Raw genomic sequence first — 18143 nt, forward strand, 5'->3', positions numbered from 1 at the left:
CGGGTTAATTATGACCGCCAATACCAGATCCTAGTCGTTATCGATCTAAAGTCCGGGTAGCAACGTCGCGTTATTTCTGGTGGACTGGTGTTGCCGCCATGAAACGATCGCAGGGAGATGTCACAGCCCGGTCACCTGACGGTTATACAGTAGGCACACAACCTGAAGAGGAGACAGGCCATGTCCTTGCAAAAAAGCAGCGATGACAAGATTCAAGTGATCCGCACGCAGCCACACCAGTCTCTGGGTTGCTCGATTATCGATGAGAAAGGGCGCGAAGTACCGATCACTGAAGACATGATCCAGAAAGCGTGCCGCGACCTGGAAAAGCGATTGGTCAAGCCTGCCGAACAAAAGTGATATAGCCACCGTCTTCTTGACCCGGCCCTGAGTTGGCCGGGTTTTTTATGGGCGCTTATCCGGAAACAGCGGTGCGACCCATCGCGAGCAGGCTCGCTCCCACAATGGATCTGTGCCGTACAACGCCTCTGTGTTCACCGCAGAACCTGTGGGAGCGAGCCTGCTCGCGAAGGGGGCGACTCGACTTTCAGATAGACGAAGCCCCCAACGCCGCCACAATCTTCTGCAACTGCGGCGCCTCCCCGTCAATCCGAACCTTCAACCCATCGATTTCCCGCCGCGGTGGGTAGTTCTTGCGCAATGCATCGAACGCGGCCCGCTGCTCACTGACACTGCCGACAAGGCTGCGGCGGAAATCCGCATCGTCGCGGCGCGGGTCGTAGACGCCACGGCACAACATGGCCAATGCCCAGGCCGGATCGCTCTCGGCATTCAAGGTGACCTGCGACAACCAGGGTGCCGGCAGCAGATCGCTCAAGCTGACCCGGGCGGGCTGGCCGAGAAAATCGCAATACGCCTGGTAGATCTGCGCTGTGCCGCGCTGCTTGCCATCGAGGCTGTACCCGGCAATGTGCGGCGTCGCCAGCACGCAGAGTTCGGCCAGCGCCACGTCGACTTCCGGCTCGCCTTCCCAGACATCCAGCACCGCTTGCAGGTCTTCTCGGTCCAGCAGCACATCACGCAGGGCCGAGTTATTGACCACCGGGCCGCGACTGGCGTTGATCAGCCAGGCGCCTGGCTTGAGTTGGTTAAGCTGTTTCTTATCGAACAGGTGCCAGGTCGACTGCGGGCCTTTTTTGGTCAGCGGCGTGTGCAGGCTGATCACATCGCACTGCTCGATAATCTGCTCCAGACTGACGTAATCGCCACCTTCGGCGGCTTGCCGTGGCGGGTCACAGACCAAGGTATTCCAACCCAGACCGCGCAGGACCTTGACCAGGCGCCCGCCTACCTCGCCGGCACCCACCACGCCATAAGTACGTTGAGTCAGGTCGACGCCTTCGATTTCGGCCAGGGTCAGCAGGCTGCCGAGTACATAGTCGACCACGCCCCGGGCATTGCAGCCTGGCGCGCTGGACCAGCTGATGCCGGCCTGCGCGAAATACTCCAGGTCCAGGTGATCGGTGCCGATGGTGCAGGTGCCGACAAAGCGTACCTTGCTGCCCTCAAGCAACGCGCGGTTGACGTTGGTCACCGAACGCACCAGCAGCACATCGGCCTGTTCGACGCTGGCGCGGTCAATGGAACGTCCCGGCACCCGGCGGATTTCGCCAAAGCCTTCGAAGAAGGCATCGAGCAGGGGGATATTTTCGTCGGCAACAATCAGCATGGCAGGCTCCTTTGGCGGATCGGCAGTGTAGGCCCAGAATTCATCCCTGTGTAGGAGCGAGCATGCTCGCGATGGACGTTAACGATAACGAGGGATGCCTGAATGAATGCATAGCTCTCGAACCCATCGCGAGCATGCTCGCTCCTACAGGGGAAGCCACGTGATTACAAATCACTAACACGGGTCTTTTCCTGACTGCTGCGTCAAAGCGTAGAATGCGCCGCCTTGCGCATCAAAACCCTTTGGACGCTTCGCCTGTGAATTCCGTGACTGACACTACTGCCACAACCGCCCAACCTCGCACGACCCCAGTGCGCCAGGAACTCAAAGGCCTGCTCGCGCTGGCCCTGCCGATCATGGTCGCGCAACTGGCCACCACGGCCATGGGCTTCGTCGACGCCGTCATGGCCGGCCGCGTCAGCCCACGGGACCTGGCTTCGGTAGCCCTGGGCAACTCGATCTGGATTCCGGTTTACCTGTTGATGTCCGGCGTGCTGCTGGCCACGACACCCAAGGTCGCCCAACGCTTTGGCGCTGCGCAATTTGACGAGATCGGTCCGCTGGTGCGCCAGGCCTTGTGGCTGGCGCTCTGTGTCGGGCTGATCGGCAGCGGCCTGCTACTTAGCGCCGAGCCGATCCTGCACTGGATGAAAGTCGATCCACAGTTGATCGAACCGAGCATGGGGTATCTGCACGGTATCGCCTTCGGCCTGCCCGGCATTGCCTTCTATTACGTACTGCGCTGCTACAGCGACGGCATGGGCCGCACCCGCCCGAGCATGGTCATCGGCCTGTGCGGACTGTTGTTGAACATCCCGTTGAACTACGCGCTGATCTACGGCCATTTCGGCATGCCCGCCCTGGGCGGCGTCGGTTGTGGCTGGGCCAGCGGCATCGTTATGTGGTTCATGGCATTGAGCATGGCCGGCTGGACCTATTGGGCGCCCTTCTATGCCCGCACCCGGGTACTGGCGCGTTTCGACTGCCCGCAGTGGTCAGTGATCAAACGCCTGGTGGGCATCGGTTTGCCGATCGGTATCGCGGTGTTCGCCGAGTCCAGCATCTTCGCCGTCATCGCCCTGTTGATCGGCAGCCTCGGCCCTACCGTGGTCGCCGGGCACCAGATCGCCCTGAACATCAGCTCGCTGCTGTTCATGATTCCTTACTCCCTGGGCATGGCGGTAACGGTCAGGGTCGGTCAGGCACTGGGCGCCGGCAACCCTTGGCAGGCGCGCTTTGCGGCGAAAGTCGGATTGGGCGCGGCCCTGGTGTTTGCCGCATTCTCGGCCAGCCTGATCATGTTGCTGCGCGAACCTATCGCTTCGATCTACACCCCTGACGGGACCGTGATCCAGATCGCTTCGATGCTGATTGTCTACGCCGCGCTGTATCAGTTCTCCGACGCCATCCAGGTGATCTGCGCCGGCGCGCTGCGCGGCTATCAGGACACTCGGGTGACGATGATCCTGACGCTGTTCGCCTATTGGGGCATCGGTCTGCCAGTAGGTTACGTGCTGGGGCTGACCGACTGGTTCGGACCGGCCAGCGGCCCGAGCGGGCTGTGGGAAGGCTTGATCGCAGGCTTGAGTTGCGCGGCACTGATGCTGTCGATCCGCCTGACGCGCAGCGCACGCAAACGGATTCGCATCAGTCAGTCGGTGGGTTGAGCACACAAAAAAGGCCTGCAGATGCAGGCCTTTTTTTGCCGCCGGTCAGCCGGACTTCTTGCGGATCCAGTACAGGTAAGTACCGGCGTCTTCGTGCTGCGCCACCAGTTCGTGGTCGAGAAACACGCAGAACTTGGGAATGTCGCGGCGGGTCGACGGATCGGTGGCGATCACCTTGAGCAGGCCGCCAGGCACCAGGTCACGAATGTGCTGGTGCAGCATCATCACCGGTTCCGGGCAGTTGAGGCCGGTGGCGTCGAGGGTGCCGTCAACCGGCGTATCAAGCATTTCACTCATGATCTACTCCTGAAACTGGCCGGCATTGTCGCGCATTGCCGGGTGCTCAGTCATCTGTGGCATTACGCCGCCCCCCCCTGTAGGAGCGAGCCTGCTCGCGATGGTCGTTAACGATAACGCGGGATGCCTGATACCCCAATGCGCTCTCAGGTTCATCGCGAGCAAGCTCGCTCCTACAGTGATCGGGACAACCCAATCGGCTCGTTCAGCGGGATTTCGGCTTTTTCACGTCCAATCGACGCAAATGGCAGGTCACTTCCTCACGATCGTGGTACAGCTGCTTGCAGCCGATCTCGACCTTGATGCCCCGCGCCTTGAAACCATCGGCGATGCGTTCCAGCAGACGCTTCACTTCGGCGTAACGCTGTTTCATCGGCAACTTGAGGTTGACCACGGCTTCGCGGCAATGCCCCTCGCCAATCCACTCTTCGAGCATCGCGGCGTTGCGCGCCGGTTTTTCGACGATGTCGCACACCATCCAGTCCACCGGTTGTTTGGGCTTGAAGGTAAAACCATCGGCCATCAGGTGCTGGACCAGACCGGTTTCCATCAGGCTTTCAGCCATCGGGCCGTTGTCGATGGCAGTCACCAGCATGCCGCGATTGACCAGCTGCCAGGTCCAGCCACCGGGTGCGGCGCCGAGGTCCACACCGGTCATGTCGCTGTGCAGGCGCTCGTCCCATTGATCCCGCGGGATGAAGTGATGCCAGGCTTCTTCCAGCTTCAGGGTCGAACGGCTGGGCGCCTCGCGGGGGAATTTCAGGCGCGGAATGCCCATTGGCCACATGGCCTGGTTGTTCGATTCCGCCAGGCCGACGAACACTTCACGGCCGCTCTTGAACGTCAGCAGCAAACGCGGCTTGCTGGCGTCGTCCACCAGCTTGCCCGCGCCGATCAACGCCTTGCGCAACGGGCCTTCGAATTTTTTGCAGAAGTTCGATAGCTCCTTGCCATCGTTGGTGTCGAGCACTTCCAGCCACAGGCTGCCGCAGGTCGGAAAGTCCGCCAAGTGCGCGAGGAGGACGCTGATGCGGTCGGTTTCCGGCAACTCGACGAACATCCCCCGAGCCCATTGGCGCGGGAAGATCAACTGGTCGAAACGCTGGCCGCGCATCAGGCGTTCGGCGCCGTCTTCTTCGCTGCAGACAAATTCGGCGCAGGCACTGGCGGGCTTGGCCTTGGCATAACCGGCCACGTTCAGCCGGGCGGCGATGTCGGAAATCTCAGAACAGACTTCACCTTCGAAGCCCGGCCGGCAATGCATAAAGAGGGTATTCATTCTTACTCCTGGGCAGATGGCGAAAAATTCGGCCACTGCGCGATGCCCAGGCTTGCGCTGGAGCAAAGCCTGTCACGAAAACCGGCGCATGATAGCCGAGTTCGGAACCCCGGACTTGCCCATAGAGTCCAGTTATTAGCCAGCTACCGAAAACAGGGCTAGGTTTAATGCTCTGCCCGTTCCCCTCAGTCCGTAGCCGTGCGGACGTAAAGGAGTGATCGTAATGCCCTCCCTTAATAGCCTGAACACCCTCAAGACCCTGCAAGTCGACGACAAGACCTACCACTATTTCAGCCTGCCGGATGCCGCCAAAAGCCTGGGCGATCTCGACAAGCTGCCGATGTCGCTGAAAGTGCTGCTGGAAAACCTGCTGCGCTGGGAAGACGCCAAAACCGTGACCGGCGCCGATCTCAAGGCGATTGCCGCCTGGCTCAAGGAGCGTCGTTCCGACCGCGAGATCCAGTACCGCCCGGCGCGGGTTTTGATGCAAGACTTCACCGGCGTCCCAGCCGTGGTCGACCTGGCCGCCATGCGTGCGGCGATGGCCAAGGCCGGTGGCAATCCACAACGAATCAACCCGCTGTCGCCCGTGGACCTGGTGATCGATCACTCGGTCATGGTCGACAAATTCGCCAGCAGCAGTGCCTTCGAACAGAACGTCGATATCGAAATGCAGCGCAACGGCGAGCGTTACGCGTTCCTGCGCTGGGGCCAGAATGCCTTCGATAACTTCAGCGTGGTACCGCCGGGCACCGGGATCTGCCATCAGGTAAACCTGGAATACCTGGGTAAAACCGTGTGGACCAAAGACGAGGACGGCCGCACCTACGCCTTCCCGGACACCCTGGTGGGGACCGACTCCCACACCACCATGATCAATGGCCTTGGCGTCCTCGGCTGGGGCGTCGGCGGGATCGAGGCGGAAGCGGCGATGCTTGGCCAACCGGTGTCGATGCTGATTCCCGAAGTGATCGGCTTCAAGCTCACCGGCAAGCTCAAGGAAGGCATCACGGCCACCGACCTGGTCCTGACCGTCACCCAGATGCTGCGCAAGAAAGGCGTAGTCGGCAAATTCGTCGAGTTTTATGGCGACGGTCTCGCCGATCTGCCGCTGGCGGACCGCGCGACCATCGCCAACATGGCCCCGGAATACGGCGCCACCTGTGGTTTCTTCCCGGTGGATGAGGTCACGCTGGACTACCTGCGCCTGTCCGGCCGCTCCCCCGAGACCGTGAAACTGGTCGAGGCCTACAGCAAGGCACAGGGTTTGTGGCGCCTGCCGGGCAAGGAACCGGTGTTCACCGACAGCCTGGCGCTGGACATGTCCAGCGTCGAGGCCAGCCTCGCCGGCCCCAAGCGCCCACAGGACCGCGTTTCACTGCCGAATGTCGCGCAAGCGTTCAGCGACTTCCTCGGCGTCCAGCTCAAACCCACCAGCAAGGAAGAAGGCCGCCTGGAAAGCGAGGGCGGTGGCGGCGTGGCGGTGGGCAATGCGGACATGGCGGGCGAAGCGGACTATGAATTCGAGGGCCAGACCCACCGGCTGAAAAACGGCGCGGTGGTGATTGCCGCGATCACCTCCTGCACCAACACCTCCAACCCGAGCGTGATGATGGCCGCCGGCCTGGTGGCGAAAAAAGCCGTGGAAAAAGGCCTGCGACGCAAACCCTGGGTGAAGAGTTCTCTGGCGCCCGGATCGAAAGTGGTGACCGATTACTACAAGGCGGCCGGGCTGACGCAATACCTCGACGAACTGGGTTTTGACCTGGTCGGGTATGGCTGCACCACGTGCATCGGCAACTCCGGCCCATTGCCGGAACCGATCGAGAAAGCCATCCAGCAAGCCGATCTGACCGTGGCCTCCGTACTGTCGGGCAACCGCAACTTCGAAGGCCGGGTCCATCCGCTGGTGAAAACCAACTGGCTGGCCTCACCGCCGCTCGTGGTCGCCTATGCACTGGCCGGCACCGTGCGCATCGACCTCAGTCGCGAACCATTGGGCGAGGACAGGAACGGCCAGCTGGTTTACCTGCGGGACATCTGGCCCAGCAGCAAGGAAATCGCCGACGCCGTGGAGCGGGTCAACACCTCGATGTTCCACAAGGAATACGCCGAAGTGTTCGCCGGTGACCAACAGTGGCAAGCCATTGAAGTGCCGCAAGCAGCCACCTATGTCTGGCAGGACGATTCGACCTACATCCAGCATCCGCCATTTTTCGACGAAATTGGCGGCCCGCCGCCGGTGGTCAGGGATGTGAAGGCTGCGCGGGTGCTGGCGTTGCTCGGCGATTCGGTAACCACCGACCACATCTCCCCGGCCGGCAACATCAAGGCCGACAGCCCGGCGGGTCGCTATCTGCGGGAGAAAGGCGTGGAACCGCGGGACTTCAACTCCTACGGCTCGCGACGCGGCAACCATGAAGTGATGATGCGCGGCACCTTCGCCAACATCCGCATTCGCAATGAGATGCTGGGCGGCGAAGAAGGCGGCAATACCCTGTACATCCCGACCGGGGAAAAACTGGCGATCTACGACGCAGCCATGCGTTATCAGGCCGCGGGCACACCACTGGTGGTGATCGCCGGGCAGGAATACGGCACCGGATCGAGCCGCGACTGGGCGGCCAAGGGCACCAATCTGCTGGGGGTCAAGGCGGTCATCGCAGAAAGCTTCGAGCGGATTCACCGCTCCAACCTGGTGGGCATGGGTGTGTTGCCGTTGCAGTTCAAGCTGGATCAGAACCGCAAGAGCCTCAACCTTCGTGGCAGCGAAACCGTCGATATCCTCGGCCTGACCGGCGTCGAACTGACGCCGCGGATGAACCTGACCCTGGTCATCACCCGTGAAAACGGCACGCAGGAAAAGGTCGACGTGCTGTGCCGGATCGATACGCTCAATGAAGTGGAATACTTCAAGTCGGGCGGGATCCTGCATTACGTGTTGCGACAGCTGATCGCTTCGTAAATTGACGCTGACAACGACACCGCCTTCGGGCGGTGTTTTTGTTTGGGTGCCAGCCCTTACAATCCCCCACCGTATGCCCACGAAGTGATGCACAACACATAACCACTGTGGGAGCGAGCTCGCTCGCGATGGCGATAAAACATTCAACACAAATGTCGACTGCCCCACCGCTATCGCGAGCAAGCTCGCTCCCACAGGGGACTGGGGTGCAGCCCAAATATCGACACAAGGATTTTCAATGCTCGCCTTGCCATGGACCCACCTGGCCCTCCTCTCCCTCGGTTACGGCATGGCCCTGGCCTACGGCCGCCTCGGCGGTTTGGCTGCCATCTCATTCGCATTGCTGCTGATCGCCGGCTTCGCCGTTCGCCAACAAAAACTCGCCCTCGGCCGTTACCTCGGCCACGGCCTGTTCATCGTGCTGGCACTGGCCCTGGCGACCCACTGGCTCCCTGGCTTCTACAACGGCCGCGTCATTGACCCGCAGCGTTTCACCGACGATGCCGTGCCGTTTTCCATGTATCTGAACCTGGACAAACCCCTGATCGGTTTCTGGCTGTTGCTGGCCTGTCCGTGGATCGTCAGCCAGCGTTCACTGCGCATCACCGCGTATGCCACCGCCCTGGCGCTGTTGCTCAGTGCCGTGCTGGCACTGGGCGGCGCGTTGTTGCTGGGGGTTATCGGTTGGGCGCCGAAATGGCCGGAGCATGCCTGGTTGTGGCTGCTCAACAACTTGATCCTGGTAACGCTGGTGGAAGAGGCACTGTTTCGCGGCTACATCCAGGGCGGTCTGAGTCGATGCTTCGAACGCCTGCGCCATGGCGAAACACTCGCCCTGCTGCTGGCGTCATTGCTTTTCGGCCTGGCGCACACGGGTGCCGGCTGGCAATGGGTGCTGCTGGCGAGCCTGGCCGGTATCGGCTATGGCCTGGCCTATCGCTTTGGAGGACTGGCAGCTGCGATCGCCACCCACTTCGGATTGAACCTGCTGCACTTCGGGCTGTTCACCTATCCGATGCTCGCCGGCTGACGCAAGGGTCATTTTGCGACGCGCCGCTGATTATCGGAAAAAATTCTCAACAAACCGCAACAGTGGCCGATACAGCACGTGAAAGCCTTGCGGATTAAAAAAGCCATGCGTAATAACCAGCCAATTACACAACGCGAACGGACCTTCCCGGCTCAGCAACGGTTGATTTCCACTACCGATGCCAAGGGCGTAATCACCTACTGCAACGACGCCTTCGTCGAGATCAGCGGGTACTCCCGTGAAGAACTGCTCCGTGCGCCGCACAACCTGGTGCGTCATCCCGACGTTCCTGCCGCGGTATTCGCGCACATGTGGGCCACACTCAAACAAGGCTTGCCATGGATGGGCATTGTCAAGAACCGCTGCAAGAGCGGTGATCACTACTGGGTCAACGCCTATGTGACACCGGTCTTCGAAGGCAATCAGGTGATCGGTTACGAGTCGGTGCGGGTCAAGCCCACCGCCGAGCAGATCAGCCGCGCCGAAGCGCTCTACCAGCGCATCAACCAGGGCAAGCCGGCCATCCCAGCGACCGATAAATGGTTGCCGGTCCTGCAAGACTGGTTGCCGTTCATTCTGGTCAGCCAGTTGAGTTTCATGATCGGTGCTTCGCTCAATTCTCACTGGGGTTTTGCCCTGGCCGCCGGTCTTTCGGTACCGCTGGGCCTGATGGGGTTGAGCTGGCAGCAACGCGGCATCAAGCGTTTGATGCGCCTGGCCGAACAGACCACGTCCGACCCGCTGATCGCGCAGATGTACACCGACAGCCGTGGCGCCCAGGCGCGTCTGGAGATGTCGATCCTCAGCCAGGAAGCCCGCCTGAAAACCTGCCTGACCCGCCTTCAGGACACCGCCGAGCACCTGACCGAGCAGGCGAAGCAGTCCGATGCCCTGGCGCATAACAGCTCCTCCGGCCTGGAACGCCAGCGCGTGGAGACCGAGCAGGTGGCCACCGCCGTCAATCAGATGGCCGCTACCACCCAGGAAGTCGCCAGCCATGTGCAGCGCACCGCCGATGCGACCCAGGAGGCCAATCGCCTGACCGGCCGTGGCCGTGACATTGCCGGGGAAACCCGCGAAGCCATCGAGCGCCTGTCGGTGGTGGTCGGGGAAACCGGTCAGACCGTGACCCAACTGGCCAGGGACAGCGACGAGATCGGTGGCGTGGTCGATGTGATCAAAGGCATTGCCGACCAGACCAACCTGCTGGCGTTGAACGCAGCCATCGAAGCGGCCCGTGCCGGTGAGATGGGTCGTGGCTTCGCAGTGGTGGCCGACGAGGTACGCCAGCTGGCGCAACGCACCAGCGAATCCACCGGGCAGATTCACGCCCTGATCGCCAAGCTGCAGCAAACCGCCGGCACCGCGGTGCAAACCATGGAAGCCGGGCATCGTCAGGCCGAGGAAGGTGTGGCGCGGGTGCTGGAAGCGGACCAGGCGCTGGTGGGGATCAGCGAAGCGGTGGCCAACATCACCGACATGACCACCCAGATCGCGGCGGCGACCGAAGAGCAAAGTGCCGTGGCCGAAGAAATCAGCCGCAACATCAGCAACATTTCCGAACTGGCCGACCTGACTTCGGAACAGGCACAGAACTCGGCCCTGCTGAGTGAAGAGCTGACCAAGACCGCCAATACCCAGTATTCGTTGGTGGAGCGGTTTAACCGCTGATGCGTCTGACCAAAACACCAGGTTACTCTAATTAATTAAGGCGCCCGATGCATGACATCGGGCGCCTTAATTTCAGAAACCCGATTTAACCGCTCAGGGTCGCTTCCATGGGTTGGGAACGTAGGTGACCGGAATACCCTCGTATTGTTTTTTGTTTGAAACTGAATTGAAAGATATGAACAGGCCTGACTTGGTTTTTGCCGAAAGTCCAAGGAGATGATCCTGAATAGCACTGTCTGGAACAGCATCGTCTTGCAGGACGCTCAGCAGTTTATCCAAGCTAAGGATGTTGGTATCGGCCTCCCCTGCTGCTGGTCTCTGATTGACCCGGACATGAACATGAAGCCCTGCAGTAGCGTCACCAAAAAGCGGACCATGCAAGAACATCTGTACGTTATCTTTATCCGGGTGAAACCCATAAACTACTTCTAAATGCTTCAAGCTCATATTCTTGAACTCTTCAAGCATCGGTTGATGGTGTTTTTGTACATCAATCAAATTGACAATAAACTGCGTCTTAGTACGTTTATTGTATTCACTTACCGTTTCGCGAACATCGACTGCCATACCGGCTCCACTATTCGAACCAAATAGCTTAAAGAACGGCACCCGTCCCTCAAAGACGTTTGGAGGGATCCAATAGCCAACCAGGGCATAACCGGCATTGTTGCGAGTCCGCTCTGTCAGGGTCATCGCGTCCGGAAAAACTTCGGGATAACCTTCGATATGCCTCACGTTAGGCATGAGCATCATTCCGCCTACTTGAGTAAAGGTCGTCGCAGGAAACTGTTCGGGATTTTTTTGAAAAGCCCGAAACTTTGGATCATCAGGTCGTGTAAAAAAATCATGAATAAAATCTGGAAGAATTTTGTTTTGATCAAAGCGAGAAATTCGCTCCTTCATTCCCTCAAGACGTAACAGGCCAACTTGGGTTTTGTCGTACTTTATCGCGGACTTTTTCGATACCTGTTGGCTGTTATTCGGCATTGGCCGTTTTGTCAACGGAGCCAGGTCATAACAATCATGGGACTTAGGGTAAAAACGTGGATCAGCGCCCTGTCGGGACGAAAGGATTTCTTTATCAGATGTTCCGATGACATGTTCCGCCTCCCGACATCCAAAAGTAGTGTGAGAATTCGCAGCAAAAACGAGATGTTTCACAACAGGTGAATCCGGGGAGGATTCTGCTGTCGCTGAAACGGACAACAGAGAGCCCGTTGAAGAACTCTCTATTTTTACATTCAACATTATATTTTCACTTCAACACTGGAAAGTTAATTTACTAAAACGAATGTTTTTTTGCTATTACTCTCAACTCCTGCACAGCCAACCTAGACTGTAAGACCTTGAACAGATAGAGGCGCAACTAAATACTTAGCCTTAATCACACTTTCAAGACTCTTCTCGACTTCCCCTCTCACCCGCGCAGCCTGTAACGGATTCCGTTCTTCCCAGCGCGAAACCACATCCGCGGAAAAGTATTCAATAAATGAGTTTTTTCGATCCTTTATCACACTTACAATTTTTTTAACATCCACATTGTTTTGCACATCCTTATCCCTGTAAGGAAACTCATCAGAACCCATAACCCAACTTTCGGACAAGTACCGCTCAATTGCTGCCTCAGGCAATACAGACAGTCGATAAGCGACTTCCAGGGCAGGCTCCAGATTCTTGTTATAGGAATTGAAATTTCGCGCCTCATAAACTTCGGTTTCCAACCTTATAAAATCCTTGATAGTCGACAAAAGGGGACGACTGCGGGGAATCGTGCTTATCCCTGACAACGACTTCGGAAAATCACTAGAAAAAGTCGAGTCCTTTCTTTCGAACAAACTAGTAGATTCAAGAGGGTTTTCTGGTCGAGCCCCTTTGGTCGCTCGCTCAAAGCTCTCACCCTTCGAGTATCCTCCAAAACCTAACGTGCCTGAACCGCCGAAATCCACCGTCATCCCCCTGAACTGCAAGTCATCGTTTCCGTCAGGCAGGAAATATCCAAAATTACAAAATGAGAAATTCAAATAATCCCAATTATTAATTAATCGTGATACAAAAAAGTGCTTTTGCTGCTCGACAAACAGATCTTCAGGAAGATATTTATTCAATGCCTCCAGCGCATTAAACTTTATCAAGTTTTCTTTTTTTACTTCCACCAAAACTTTTGCGAAATTTCGATGACTATTATCAGGGTATTTTTTGTAAATATCGCTCAATCGACTATCGGCATCCTGATAGGTCTTTACAACATCCTGATACCCAGCAAGCCTTTCAGCCACATGAGACGCCGAGGCATGAACTTCAGATTTTCTTATAAGCTGTTCCATCACTTTCGCATCAAGTAAAAAACCCCCAAGATCCTTATAGCTGGGCTCAAGCCTTGAAGCAACACAAGCAAAGTCGGACAAATTAGAATCATCTTTAAAGTCTGCTCTTGTTTTCTTACTGAATGAAAAAAAATCCTCACAACCATTGCATAACAACATCGCCGGAGCGTCCAACCCCGTCATTCTGAACAAGCACCCCATAACGACCTCCTCGGCAGCAACATAGTTGCTATAGAAGGGATTTTTCACTCGATACACATCACCCTCGTACTCTACAAAGCGTGCATCTCGAGTGTACAAAGCACCGCCACTGTCTTTATCAAGTAGCTGTCCAGCCTTAAGACTCACCACCCCGATATTCGCCGACTCGACTTTCTTTAACAGACTCACCGCAGGAAAACTAATGTTTAAATCTGTATTCTTGGCAGTGCTCAACGTCGATGACAGCATTGACGTTTTATCATCTAATGCAAGCGAACCGCGCGACGCAACAGAATTAACTTCTACTTTCATATTAAGCAGCTCTCACAGCCAAGAAAATCAAACCTCTATATTCTGAAGACATGAATCAATTGGGAAATTGCTTAATGCAATTCACAGCGCCCGACTCCATCCTCAGCAGACAAAAATTAGACCCACCGATTAAAATGAATGCAAGATTTAAATCGCACCACCTCTTAAAAAATCTCAGCCCCTTCATGCGATTTGAGCGTTTTTTGACAGAAAACAACATATGTTTTATGCAAGAGAACTATACATTCCGTCGCCAGCCACCCTAAGAACTATTTAAAGCCGACTAACAATTAACAATTAAAACTTCCGGCAGCTTACAAACAAACCAATATCACCAGATACTTCAATCTATAACAAGCACCGTCACACAGCAAAATTACCGACGTTTCTTGCGCCCCCTGAAAAACAAGTACGCGACATGCGCCATTCCAAAGTTCAACACCCCCTAAAACTACAGCACACGCATGTTTGATTTGATATTCACTGAATATACCCGACAACTTTCTTTGCAGCTGTCGCCAAATGCGCATCATGCGTAAACCCCGAAGCCTTCAACGGCTTCAAATCATGATCCCCCGCCACCAGCCAGGACACCTCGATACTCGGCGATAAAACATACCCTTCTACCGCCTCACGATTGCCCAACGCATCCCGTTCACCCTGCACGATCAACGTCCGCGTCTTCAACCCGGCCAGATGCTCGACCCGGGGTTTCTCCGGCTTGCCCACCGCATAAAACGGATAACCCAGGCACACCAGCGCGTCCGCACCCAGTTCATCGGCGAGCAGACTGGCCACCCGCCCGCCCATGGACTTGCCACCGATGGCCAGGGGCCCGGCGACATGGCGTCGCACCTGGGCATACACCTCACGCCAGCATTCGAGCAATTTCGGCATGGGATTCGGTGGTCGCTTGCCGCCATCGACACGCCGTTGCGCCATATACGGAAACTCGAAACGCAGCACGTTGACGCCAAGCGCCGCGAGGCGTGCGGCCATGTCGTTCATCCAGTCGCTGTCCATCGGCGCACCGGCACCATGGGCGAGGATCAGCGTCGCCGACGCCGGCGCCATGGCCGCATTCCACAGCCATCCATGATCCTGCACGCACTGCGCCCATTGATCCCCGTCAATACCGGCCTTGTGCCGTTTGTCCATGCTTGCCTCGCATTTAGTCTGCCTATAACTCCAGGCGAAGGACGCGCCATTGGCGCTCGCTTCGGCTGAACCGTGGATGGGGAACCATGAACACTTCTATCAGTACCGCCTACAACTATAAGGTGGTCCGCCAATTCGCCATTATGACGGTGGTGTGGGGCATCGTCGGCATGGGGCTCGGGGTTTTTCTCGCCGCCCAGTTGGTCTGGCCCGAACTCAACTTCAACTTGCCGTGGACCAGTTTCGGTCGCTTGCGCCCGCTGCACACCAACGCGGTGATCTTCGCCTTCGGCGGCTGCGCCTTGTTCGCCAGCTCGTTCTACTCGGTGCAACGCACCTGCCAGACGCAGCTGTTTGCGCCGAAAATCGCCGCGTTCTGCTTCTGGGGCTGGCAACTTGTGATTCTGCTGGCGGCCATCAGCCTGCCGCTGGGCTACACCAGTTCCAAGGAATACGCCGAGCTGGAATGGCCGATCGACATCCTGATCACCATCGTCTGGGTCGCCTACGCCATCGTGTTCTTCGGCACGGTGATGAAGCGCAAGACCAAGCACATTTACGTAGGCAACTGGTTCTTCGGCGGGTTCATCATCACCGTCGCCATCCTGCACATCGTCAACAACCTTGAACTGCCGGTGAGTTTCACCAAGTCCTACTCGCTGTATTCCGGTGCCACCGATGCGATGGTGCAGTGGTGGTACGGCCACAACGCCGTGGGCTTTTTCCTCACCGCCGGCTTCCTGGGGATGATGTATTACTTCGTGCCCAAGCAGGCCGAACGTCCGGTGTATTCCTATCGCCTGTCGATCGTGCACTTCTGGGCGCTGATCACCCTGTACATCTGGGCCGGTCCGCACCACCTGCACTACACCGCGCTGCCGGACTGGGCGCAGTCGCTGGGCATGGTGATGTCGCTCATCCTGCTGGCGCCGAGCTGGGGCGGGATGATCAACGGCATGATGACCCTGTCGGGCGCCTGGCATAAGTTGCGCAGTGACCCGATCCTGCGCTTTTTGGTCGTATCCCTGGCCTTCTACGGCATGTCGACCTTCGAAGGTCCGATGATGGCGATCAAGACCGTGAACGCCCTCTCCCACTACACCGACTGGACCATCGGCCACGTACACGCCGGCGCGCTCGGTTGGGTAGCGATGATTTCCATCGGCGCGCTGTACCACATGATTCCGAAAGTCTTCGGCCGTGAGCAGATGCACAGCATCGGCCTGATCAACGCGCACTTCTGGCTCGCCACCATCGGCACCGTTCTGTACATCGCCTCGATGTGGGTCAACGGCATCGCCCAGGGCCTGATGTGGCGTGCGGTGAACGAGGACGGCACGCTGACCTACTCCTTCGTCGAAACCCTGGTGGCCAGCCACCCGGGCTTCATCGTGCGACTGATCGGCGGCGCAGTCTTCCTCAGCGGCATGCTGCTGATGGCCTACAACACCTGGCGCACCGTGCGGGCCTCGCAGCCTGCCGACGTCGCCGCTGCCGCGCAGATGGCTTGAGGAGTCCGCCATGAAACACGAAACAATCGAGAAAAACGTCGGCCTGCTCTTGATTCTGATGGTGCTCGCCGTGAGCATCGGCGGCCTGACCCAGATCGTCCCGCTGTTCTTTCAGGACGTGACCAATAAACCGGTAGACGGCATGAAGCCCTACACCGCGCTGCAACTCGAAGGTCGCGACATCTACATCCGCGAAGGCTGCGTCGGCTGCCACTCGCAGATGATCCGTCCGTTCCGCGCCGAGACCGAGCGCTATGGCCACTACTCGGTCGCCGGTGAAAGCGTCTGGGATCACCCGTTCCTGTGGGGTTCCAAACGTACCGGTCCGGACCTGGCCCGGGTCGGCGCGCGTTACTCCGATGACTGGCACCGCGCGCACTTGTACAACCCGCGCAACGTGGTGCCGGAATCGAAGATGCCAGCCTACCCGTGGCTGGTGGCTAACCCGCTCGACAGCAGCCACACCGAAACCAAGCTGCGCGCCATGCGTACCCTCGGCGTGCCTTACACCGACGACGACATCGCCGGTGCAAAAGAGTCCGTCAAAGGCAAGACCGAGATGGACGCACTGGTCGCCTACCTGCAAGTGCTCGGCACTGCCATCAAGAGCAAGAGGTGAGCCATGGTCTTTGAACTTAGCACTGGAATGATTCGCGGCCTGGGCACGGTAGTAGTGTTCGTCGCCTTCGTCGGCCTGACCCTGTGGGTGTTCAACGCCAAGCGCAGCCCGGAATTCGCCGAGGCACGCCTGTTGCCGTTCGCCGACGAACCACAACCCGACACGACCCAAGAAACCGTCACAAGGAGTACCCGGCCATGACCACCTTCTGGAGTACGTGGATCTGCGTACTGACCATCGGCAGCCTGATCGGCCTGACCTGGCTACTGATCGGCACCCGCCGGGGCGAAACCAAGGGCAGCGTCGACCAGACCATGGGCCACAGCTTCGACGGCATCGAGGAATACGACAACCCGCTGCCGCAATGGTGGTTCATGCTGTTCGCCGGCACCCTGGTATTCGCCGTCGGCTACCTGATCCTCTATCCGGGCCTGGGCAACTGGAAAGGCATCCTGCCCGGCTACGAAAATGGCTGGACCGGTGCGCATGAGTGGGAAAAGGAGATGGCCAAGGCCGACGCGAAGTTCGGGCCGATCTTCGCCAAATTCGCCGCCATGCCACTGGAAGAAGTGGCTCAGGACCCGCAAGCGCTGAAAATGGGTGGCCGCCTGTTTGCCTCCAATTGCTCGGTCTGCCATGGCTCGGATGCCAAGGGTGCGTTCGGTTTCCCCAACCTGACCGATAAAGACTGGCGCTGGGGCGGCGACGCGCAAACCATCAAGACCACCATCATGGGCGGACGCATGGCGGCGATGCCGGCCTGGGGTGAAATCCTGGGCGAGGCCGGCGTGAAAAACGTCGCGGCCTATGTGCGTCACGGGCTGGCTGGCCTGCCGCTGCCGGCGGATGACACCGCCGACCTGCAAGCGGGGCAGCAAGTGTTCAGCACCACCTGCACAGCCTGTCACGGGGCAAACGGCCAGGGCACCGAAGCCATGGGCGCGCCGAACCTGACGCACCCGGGCGCGTTCATCTACGGTTCGAGCCTGGCGCAGCTGCAACAGACCATTCGCCATGGTCGCCAGGGTCACATGCCGGCGCAGAGCGAGTTGCTGGGTAACGATAAAGTGCAACTGCTGGCCGCGTATGTGTACAGCCTGTCCCACGGATTGAATACCGAACGATTGCAGGCCGAAGGTAAAAGCCAGTAATCGCTGACCGCTCTACTGCCGCATTCTCCCGAATGCGGCAGTTCCCTTCTTCTTTGCGACTCATTGTCGCACCCTCAAATAGTCCGCCTTTCGAATCCTCGGATTCGGGTCTACGCTTTCCCCGAAGCGGACTGGCCGGTGCCGGTTCCAGGTCGACCCGGAACGATGTGTTCGACGAATCTGCCCGATGACAGGCCGCAAAGGCTGGTAGATACCGGCTGTCGCGACAATTGCCTTCGGTCACCTGATCGTTGCAATTGAACACACC

Annotated in this window: 15 protein-coding genes; 9 read left to right on the forward strand and 6 right to left on the reverse strand. The window is 58.2% G+C overall.

The window, feature by feature from the left end; translation table 11 throughout:
* Window positions 1–180: 180 nt before the first annotated feature.
* Complete coding sequence (locus tag ABTV29_RS22230) at window positions 181–360, forward strand: PA1571 family protein (RefSeq protein ID WP_433766808.1); 180 nt, start codon at window positions 181–183, stop codon at window positions 358–360.
* A gap of 187 nt (window positions 361–547) precedes the next feature.
* Here the strand turns inward: ABTV29_RS22230 and pdxB are convergent, their stop codons facing one another.
* Window positions 548–1690: a 4-phosphoerythronate dehydrogenase PdxB gene (gene pdxB / locus ABTV29_RS22235; RefSeq protein ID WP_433766809.1), complete on the reverse strand. Its 1143-nt coding sequence runs from the start codon at window positions 1688–1690 to the stop codon at window positions 548–550.
* Window positions 1691–1947: 257 nt separating this feature from the next.
* On the opposite strand from pdxB, the gene ABTV29_RS22240 reads away from it, so the two are divergent.
* The gene (locus ABTV29_RS22240; protein WP_433766810.1) at window positions 1948–3357 is read left to right on the forward strand and encodes an MATE family efflux transporter; all 1410 of its coding nucleotides are present in this window, start codon (window positions 1948–1950) and stop codon (window positions 3355–3357) included.
* Between the two features lie 45 nt (window positions 3358–3402).
* Here the strand turns inward: ABTV29_RS22240 and tusA are convergent, their stop codons facing one another.
* Window positions 3403–3654: a sulfurtransferase TusA gene (tusA, locus tag ABTV29_RS22245; RefSeq protein ID WP_433766811.1), complete on the reverse strand. Its 252-nt coding sequence runs from the start codon at window positions 3652–3654 to the stop codon at window positions 3403–3405.
* Window positions 3655–3859: 205 nt separating this feature from the next.
* Window positions 3860–4933 carry a 23S rRNA (cytidine(2498)-2'-O)-methyltransferase RlmM gene (gene rlmM / locus ABTV29_RS22250; protein WP_433766812.1) on the reverse strand — a complete coding sequence of 358 codons (1074 nt, stop codon included), beginning with the start codon at window positions 4931–4933 and terminating at the stop codon, window positions 3860–3862.
* 223 nt (window positions 4934–5156) lie between these two features.
* Between rlmM and acnA the strand changes: the two genes are divergently transcribed.
* From acnA to ABTV29_RS22265, 3 genes are all read left to right on the forward strand, one after another.
* The gene (gene acnA / locus ABTV29_RS22255) at window positions 5157–7898 is read left to right on the forward strand and encodes an aconitate hydratase AcnA (protein ID WP_433766813.1); all 2742 of its coding nucleotides are present in this window, start codon (window positions 5157–5159) and stop codon (window positions 7896–7898) included.
* A gap of 238 nt (window positions 7899–8136) precedes the next feature.
* Complete coding sequence (locus tag ABTV29_RS22260) at window positions 8137–8928, forward strand: CPBP family glutamic-type intramembrane protease (RefSeq protein ID WP_433766814.1); 792 nt, start codon at window positions 8137–8139, stop codon at window positions 8926–8928.
* Window positions 8929–9033: 105 nt separating this feature from the next.
* Complete coding sequence (locus tag ABTV29_RS22265; RefSeq protein WP_433766815.1) at window positions 9034–10599, forward strand: methyl-accepting chemotaxis protein; 1566 nt, start codon at window positions 9034–9036, stop codon at window positions 10597–10599.
* A gap of 93 nt (window positions 10600–10692) precedes the next feature.
* Here the strand turns inward: ABTV29_RS22265 and ABTV29_RS22270 are convergent, their stop codons facing one another.
* The 3 genes from ABTV29_RS22270 to ABTV29_RS22280 form a co-directional block, all read right to left on the reverse strand.
* On the reverse strand, window positions 10693–11847 hold the full coding sequence (locus tag ABTV29_RS22270) for a hypothetical protein (protein ID WP_433766816.1): 1155 nt from the start codon (window positions 11845–11847) through the stop codon (window positions 10693–10695).
* Window positions 11848–11930: 83 nt separating this feature from the next.
* Complete coding sequence (locus ABTV29_RS22275) at window positions 11931–13436, reverse strand: hypothetical protein (RefSeq protein WP_433766817.1); 1506 nt, start codon at window positions 13434–13436, stop codon at window positions 11931–11933.
* Window positions 13437–13916: 480 nt separating this feature from the next.
* Window positions 13917–14594, reverse strand: a complete 678-nt coding sequence (locus ABTV29_RS22280; RefSeq protein ID WP_433766818.1) for an alpha/beta family hydrolase — start codon at window positions 14592–14594, stop codon at window positions 13917–13919.
* 86 nt (window positions 14595–14680) lie between these two features.
* Between ABTV29_RS22280 and ccoN the strand changes: the two genes are divergently transcribed.
* The 4 genes from ccoN to ccoP are packed head-to-tail and all read left to right on the forward strand — an operon-like array spanning window position 14681 to window position 17875.
* Window positions 14681–16105, forward strand: a complete 1425-nt coding sequence (gene ccoN, locus ABTV29_RS22285) for a cytochrome-c oxidase, cbb3-type subunit I (RefSeq protein ID WP_433766819.1) — start codon at window positions 14681–14683, stop codon at window positions 16103–16105.
* A gap of 10 nt (window positions 16106–16115) precedes the next feature.
* A complete protein-coding gene (ccoO, locus tag ABTV29_RS22290) occupies window positions 16116–16724 on the forward strand; it encodes a cytochrome-c oxidase, cbb3-type subunit II (protein ID WP_433766820.1) in 609 nt (202 codons plus the stop codon).
* 3 nt (window positions 16725–16727) lie between these two features.
* Window positions 16728–16925 (forward strand): cbb3-type cytochrome oxidase subunit 3, encoded by a 198-nt coding sequence (locus tag ABTV29_RS22295; protein ID WP_433766821.1) that lies wholly within the window; start codon window positions 16728–16730, stop codon window positions 16923–16925.
* Window positions 16922–17875: a cytochrome-c oxidase, cbb3-type subunit III gene (ccoP, locus tag ABTV29_RS22300; RefSeq protein WP_433766822.1), complete on the forward strand. Its 954-nt coding sequence runs from the start codon at window positions 16922–16924 to the stop codon at window positions 17873–17875. The genes ABTV29_RS22295 and ccoP overlap by 4 nt, the downstream gene beginning before the upstream one ends.
* Window positions 17876–18143: the final 268 nt, after the last annotated feature.

It is taken from the genome of Pseudomonas putida, from assembly GCF_050989985.1.
Lineage (GTDB): Bacteria > Pseudomonadota > Gammaproteobacteria > Pseudomonadales > Pseudomonadaceae > Aquipseudomonas > Aquipseudomonas putida_AI.

Excerpts from the sequence above, each read along its gene's own strand:
- ABTV29_RS22275 (WP_433766817.1), bottom strand. The coding sequence starts at position 13,436 with ATGAAAGTAGAAGTTAATTCTGTTGCGTCGCGCGGTTCGCTTGCATTA.
- ABTV29_RS22270 (WP_433766816.1), bottom strand. The coding sequence starts at position 11,847 with ATGTTGAATGTAAAAATAGAGAGTTCTTCAACGGGCTCTCTGTTGTCC.
- rlmM (WP_433766812.1), bottom strand. The coding sequence starts at position 4,933 with ATGAATACCCTCTTTATGCATTGCCGGCCGGGCTTCGAAGGTGAAGTC.
- ccoO (WP_433766820.1), top strand. The coding sequence starts at position 16,116 with ATGAAACACGAAACAATCGAGAAAAACGTCGGCCTGCTCTTGATTCTG.
- ABTV29_RS22280 (WP_433766818.1), bottom strand. The coding sequence starts at position 14,594 with ATGGACAAACGGCACAAGGCCGGTATTGACGGGGATCAATGGGCGCAG.
- ABTV29_RS22260 (WP_433766814.1), top strand. The coding sequence starts at position 8,137 with ATGCTCGCCTTGCCATGGACCCACCTGGCCCTCCTCTCCCTCGGTTAC.
- ABTV29_RS22230 (WP_433766808.1), top strand. The coding sequence starts at position 181 with ATGTCCTTGCAAAAAAGCAGCGATGACAAGATTCAAGTGATCCGCACG.
- ABTV29_RS22265 (WP_433766815.1), top strand. The coding sequence starts at position 9,034 with ATGCGTAATAACCAGCCAATTACACAACGCGAACGGACCTTCCCGGCT.
- pdxB (WP_433766809.1), bottom strand. The coding sequence starts at position 1,690 with ATGCTGATTGTTGCCGACGAAAATATCCCCCTGCTCGATGCCTTCTTC.
- ccoN (WP_433766819.1), top strand. The coding sequence starts at position 14,681 with ATGAACACTTCTATCAGTACCGCCTACAACTATAAGGTGGTCCGCCAA.
- ABTV29_RS22295 (WP_433766821.1), top strand. The coding sequence starts at position 16,728 with ATGGTCTTTGAACTTAGCACTGGAATGATTCGCGGCCTGGGCACGGTA.
- ccoP (WP_433766822.1), top strand. The coding sequence starts at position 16,922 with ATGACCACCTTCTGGAGTACGTGGATCTGCGTACTGACCATCGGCAGC.
- acnA (WP_433766813.1), top strand. The coding sequence starts at position 5,157 with ATGCCCTCCCTTAATAGCCTGAACACCCTCAAGACCCTGCAAGTCGAC.
- tusA (WP_433766811.1), bottom strand. The coding sequence starts at position 3,654 with ATGAGTGAAATGCTTGATACGCCGGTTGACGGCACCCTCGACGCCACC.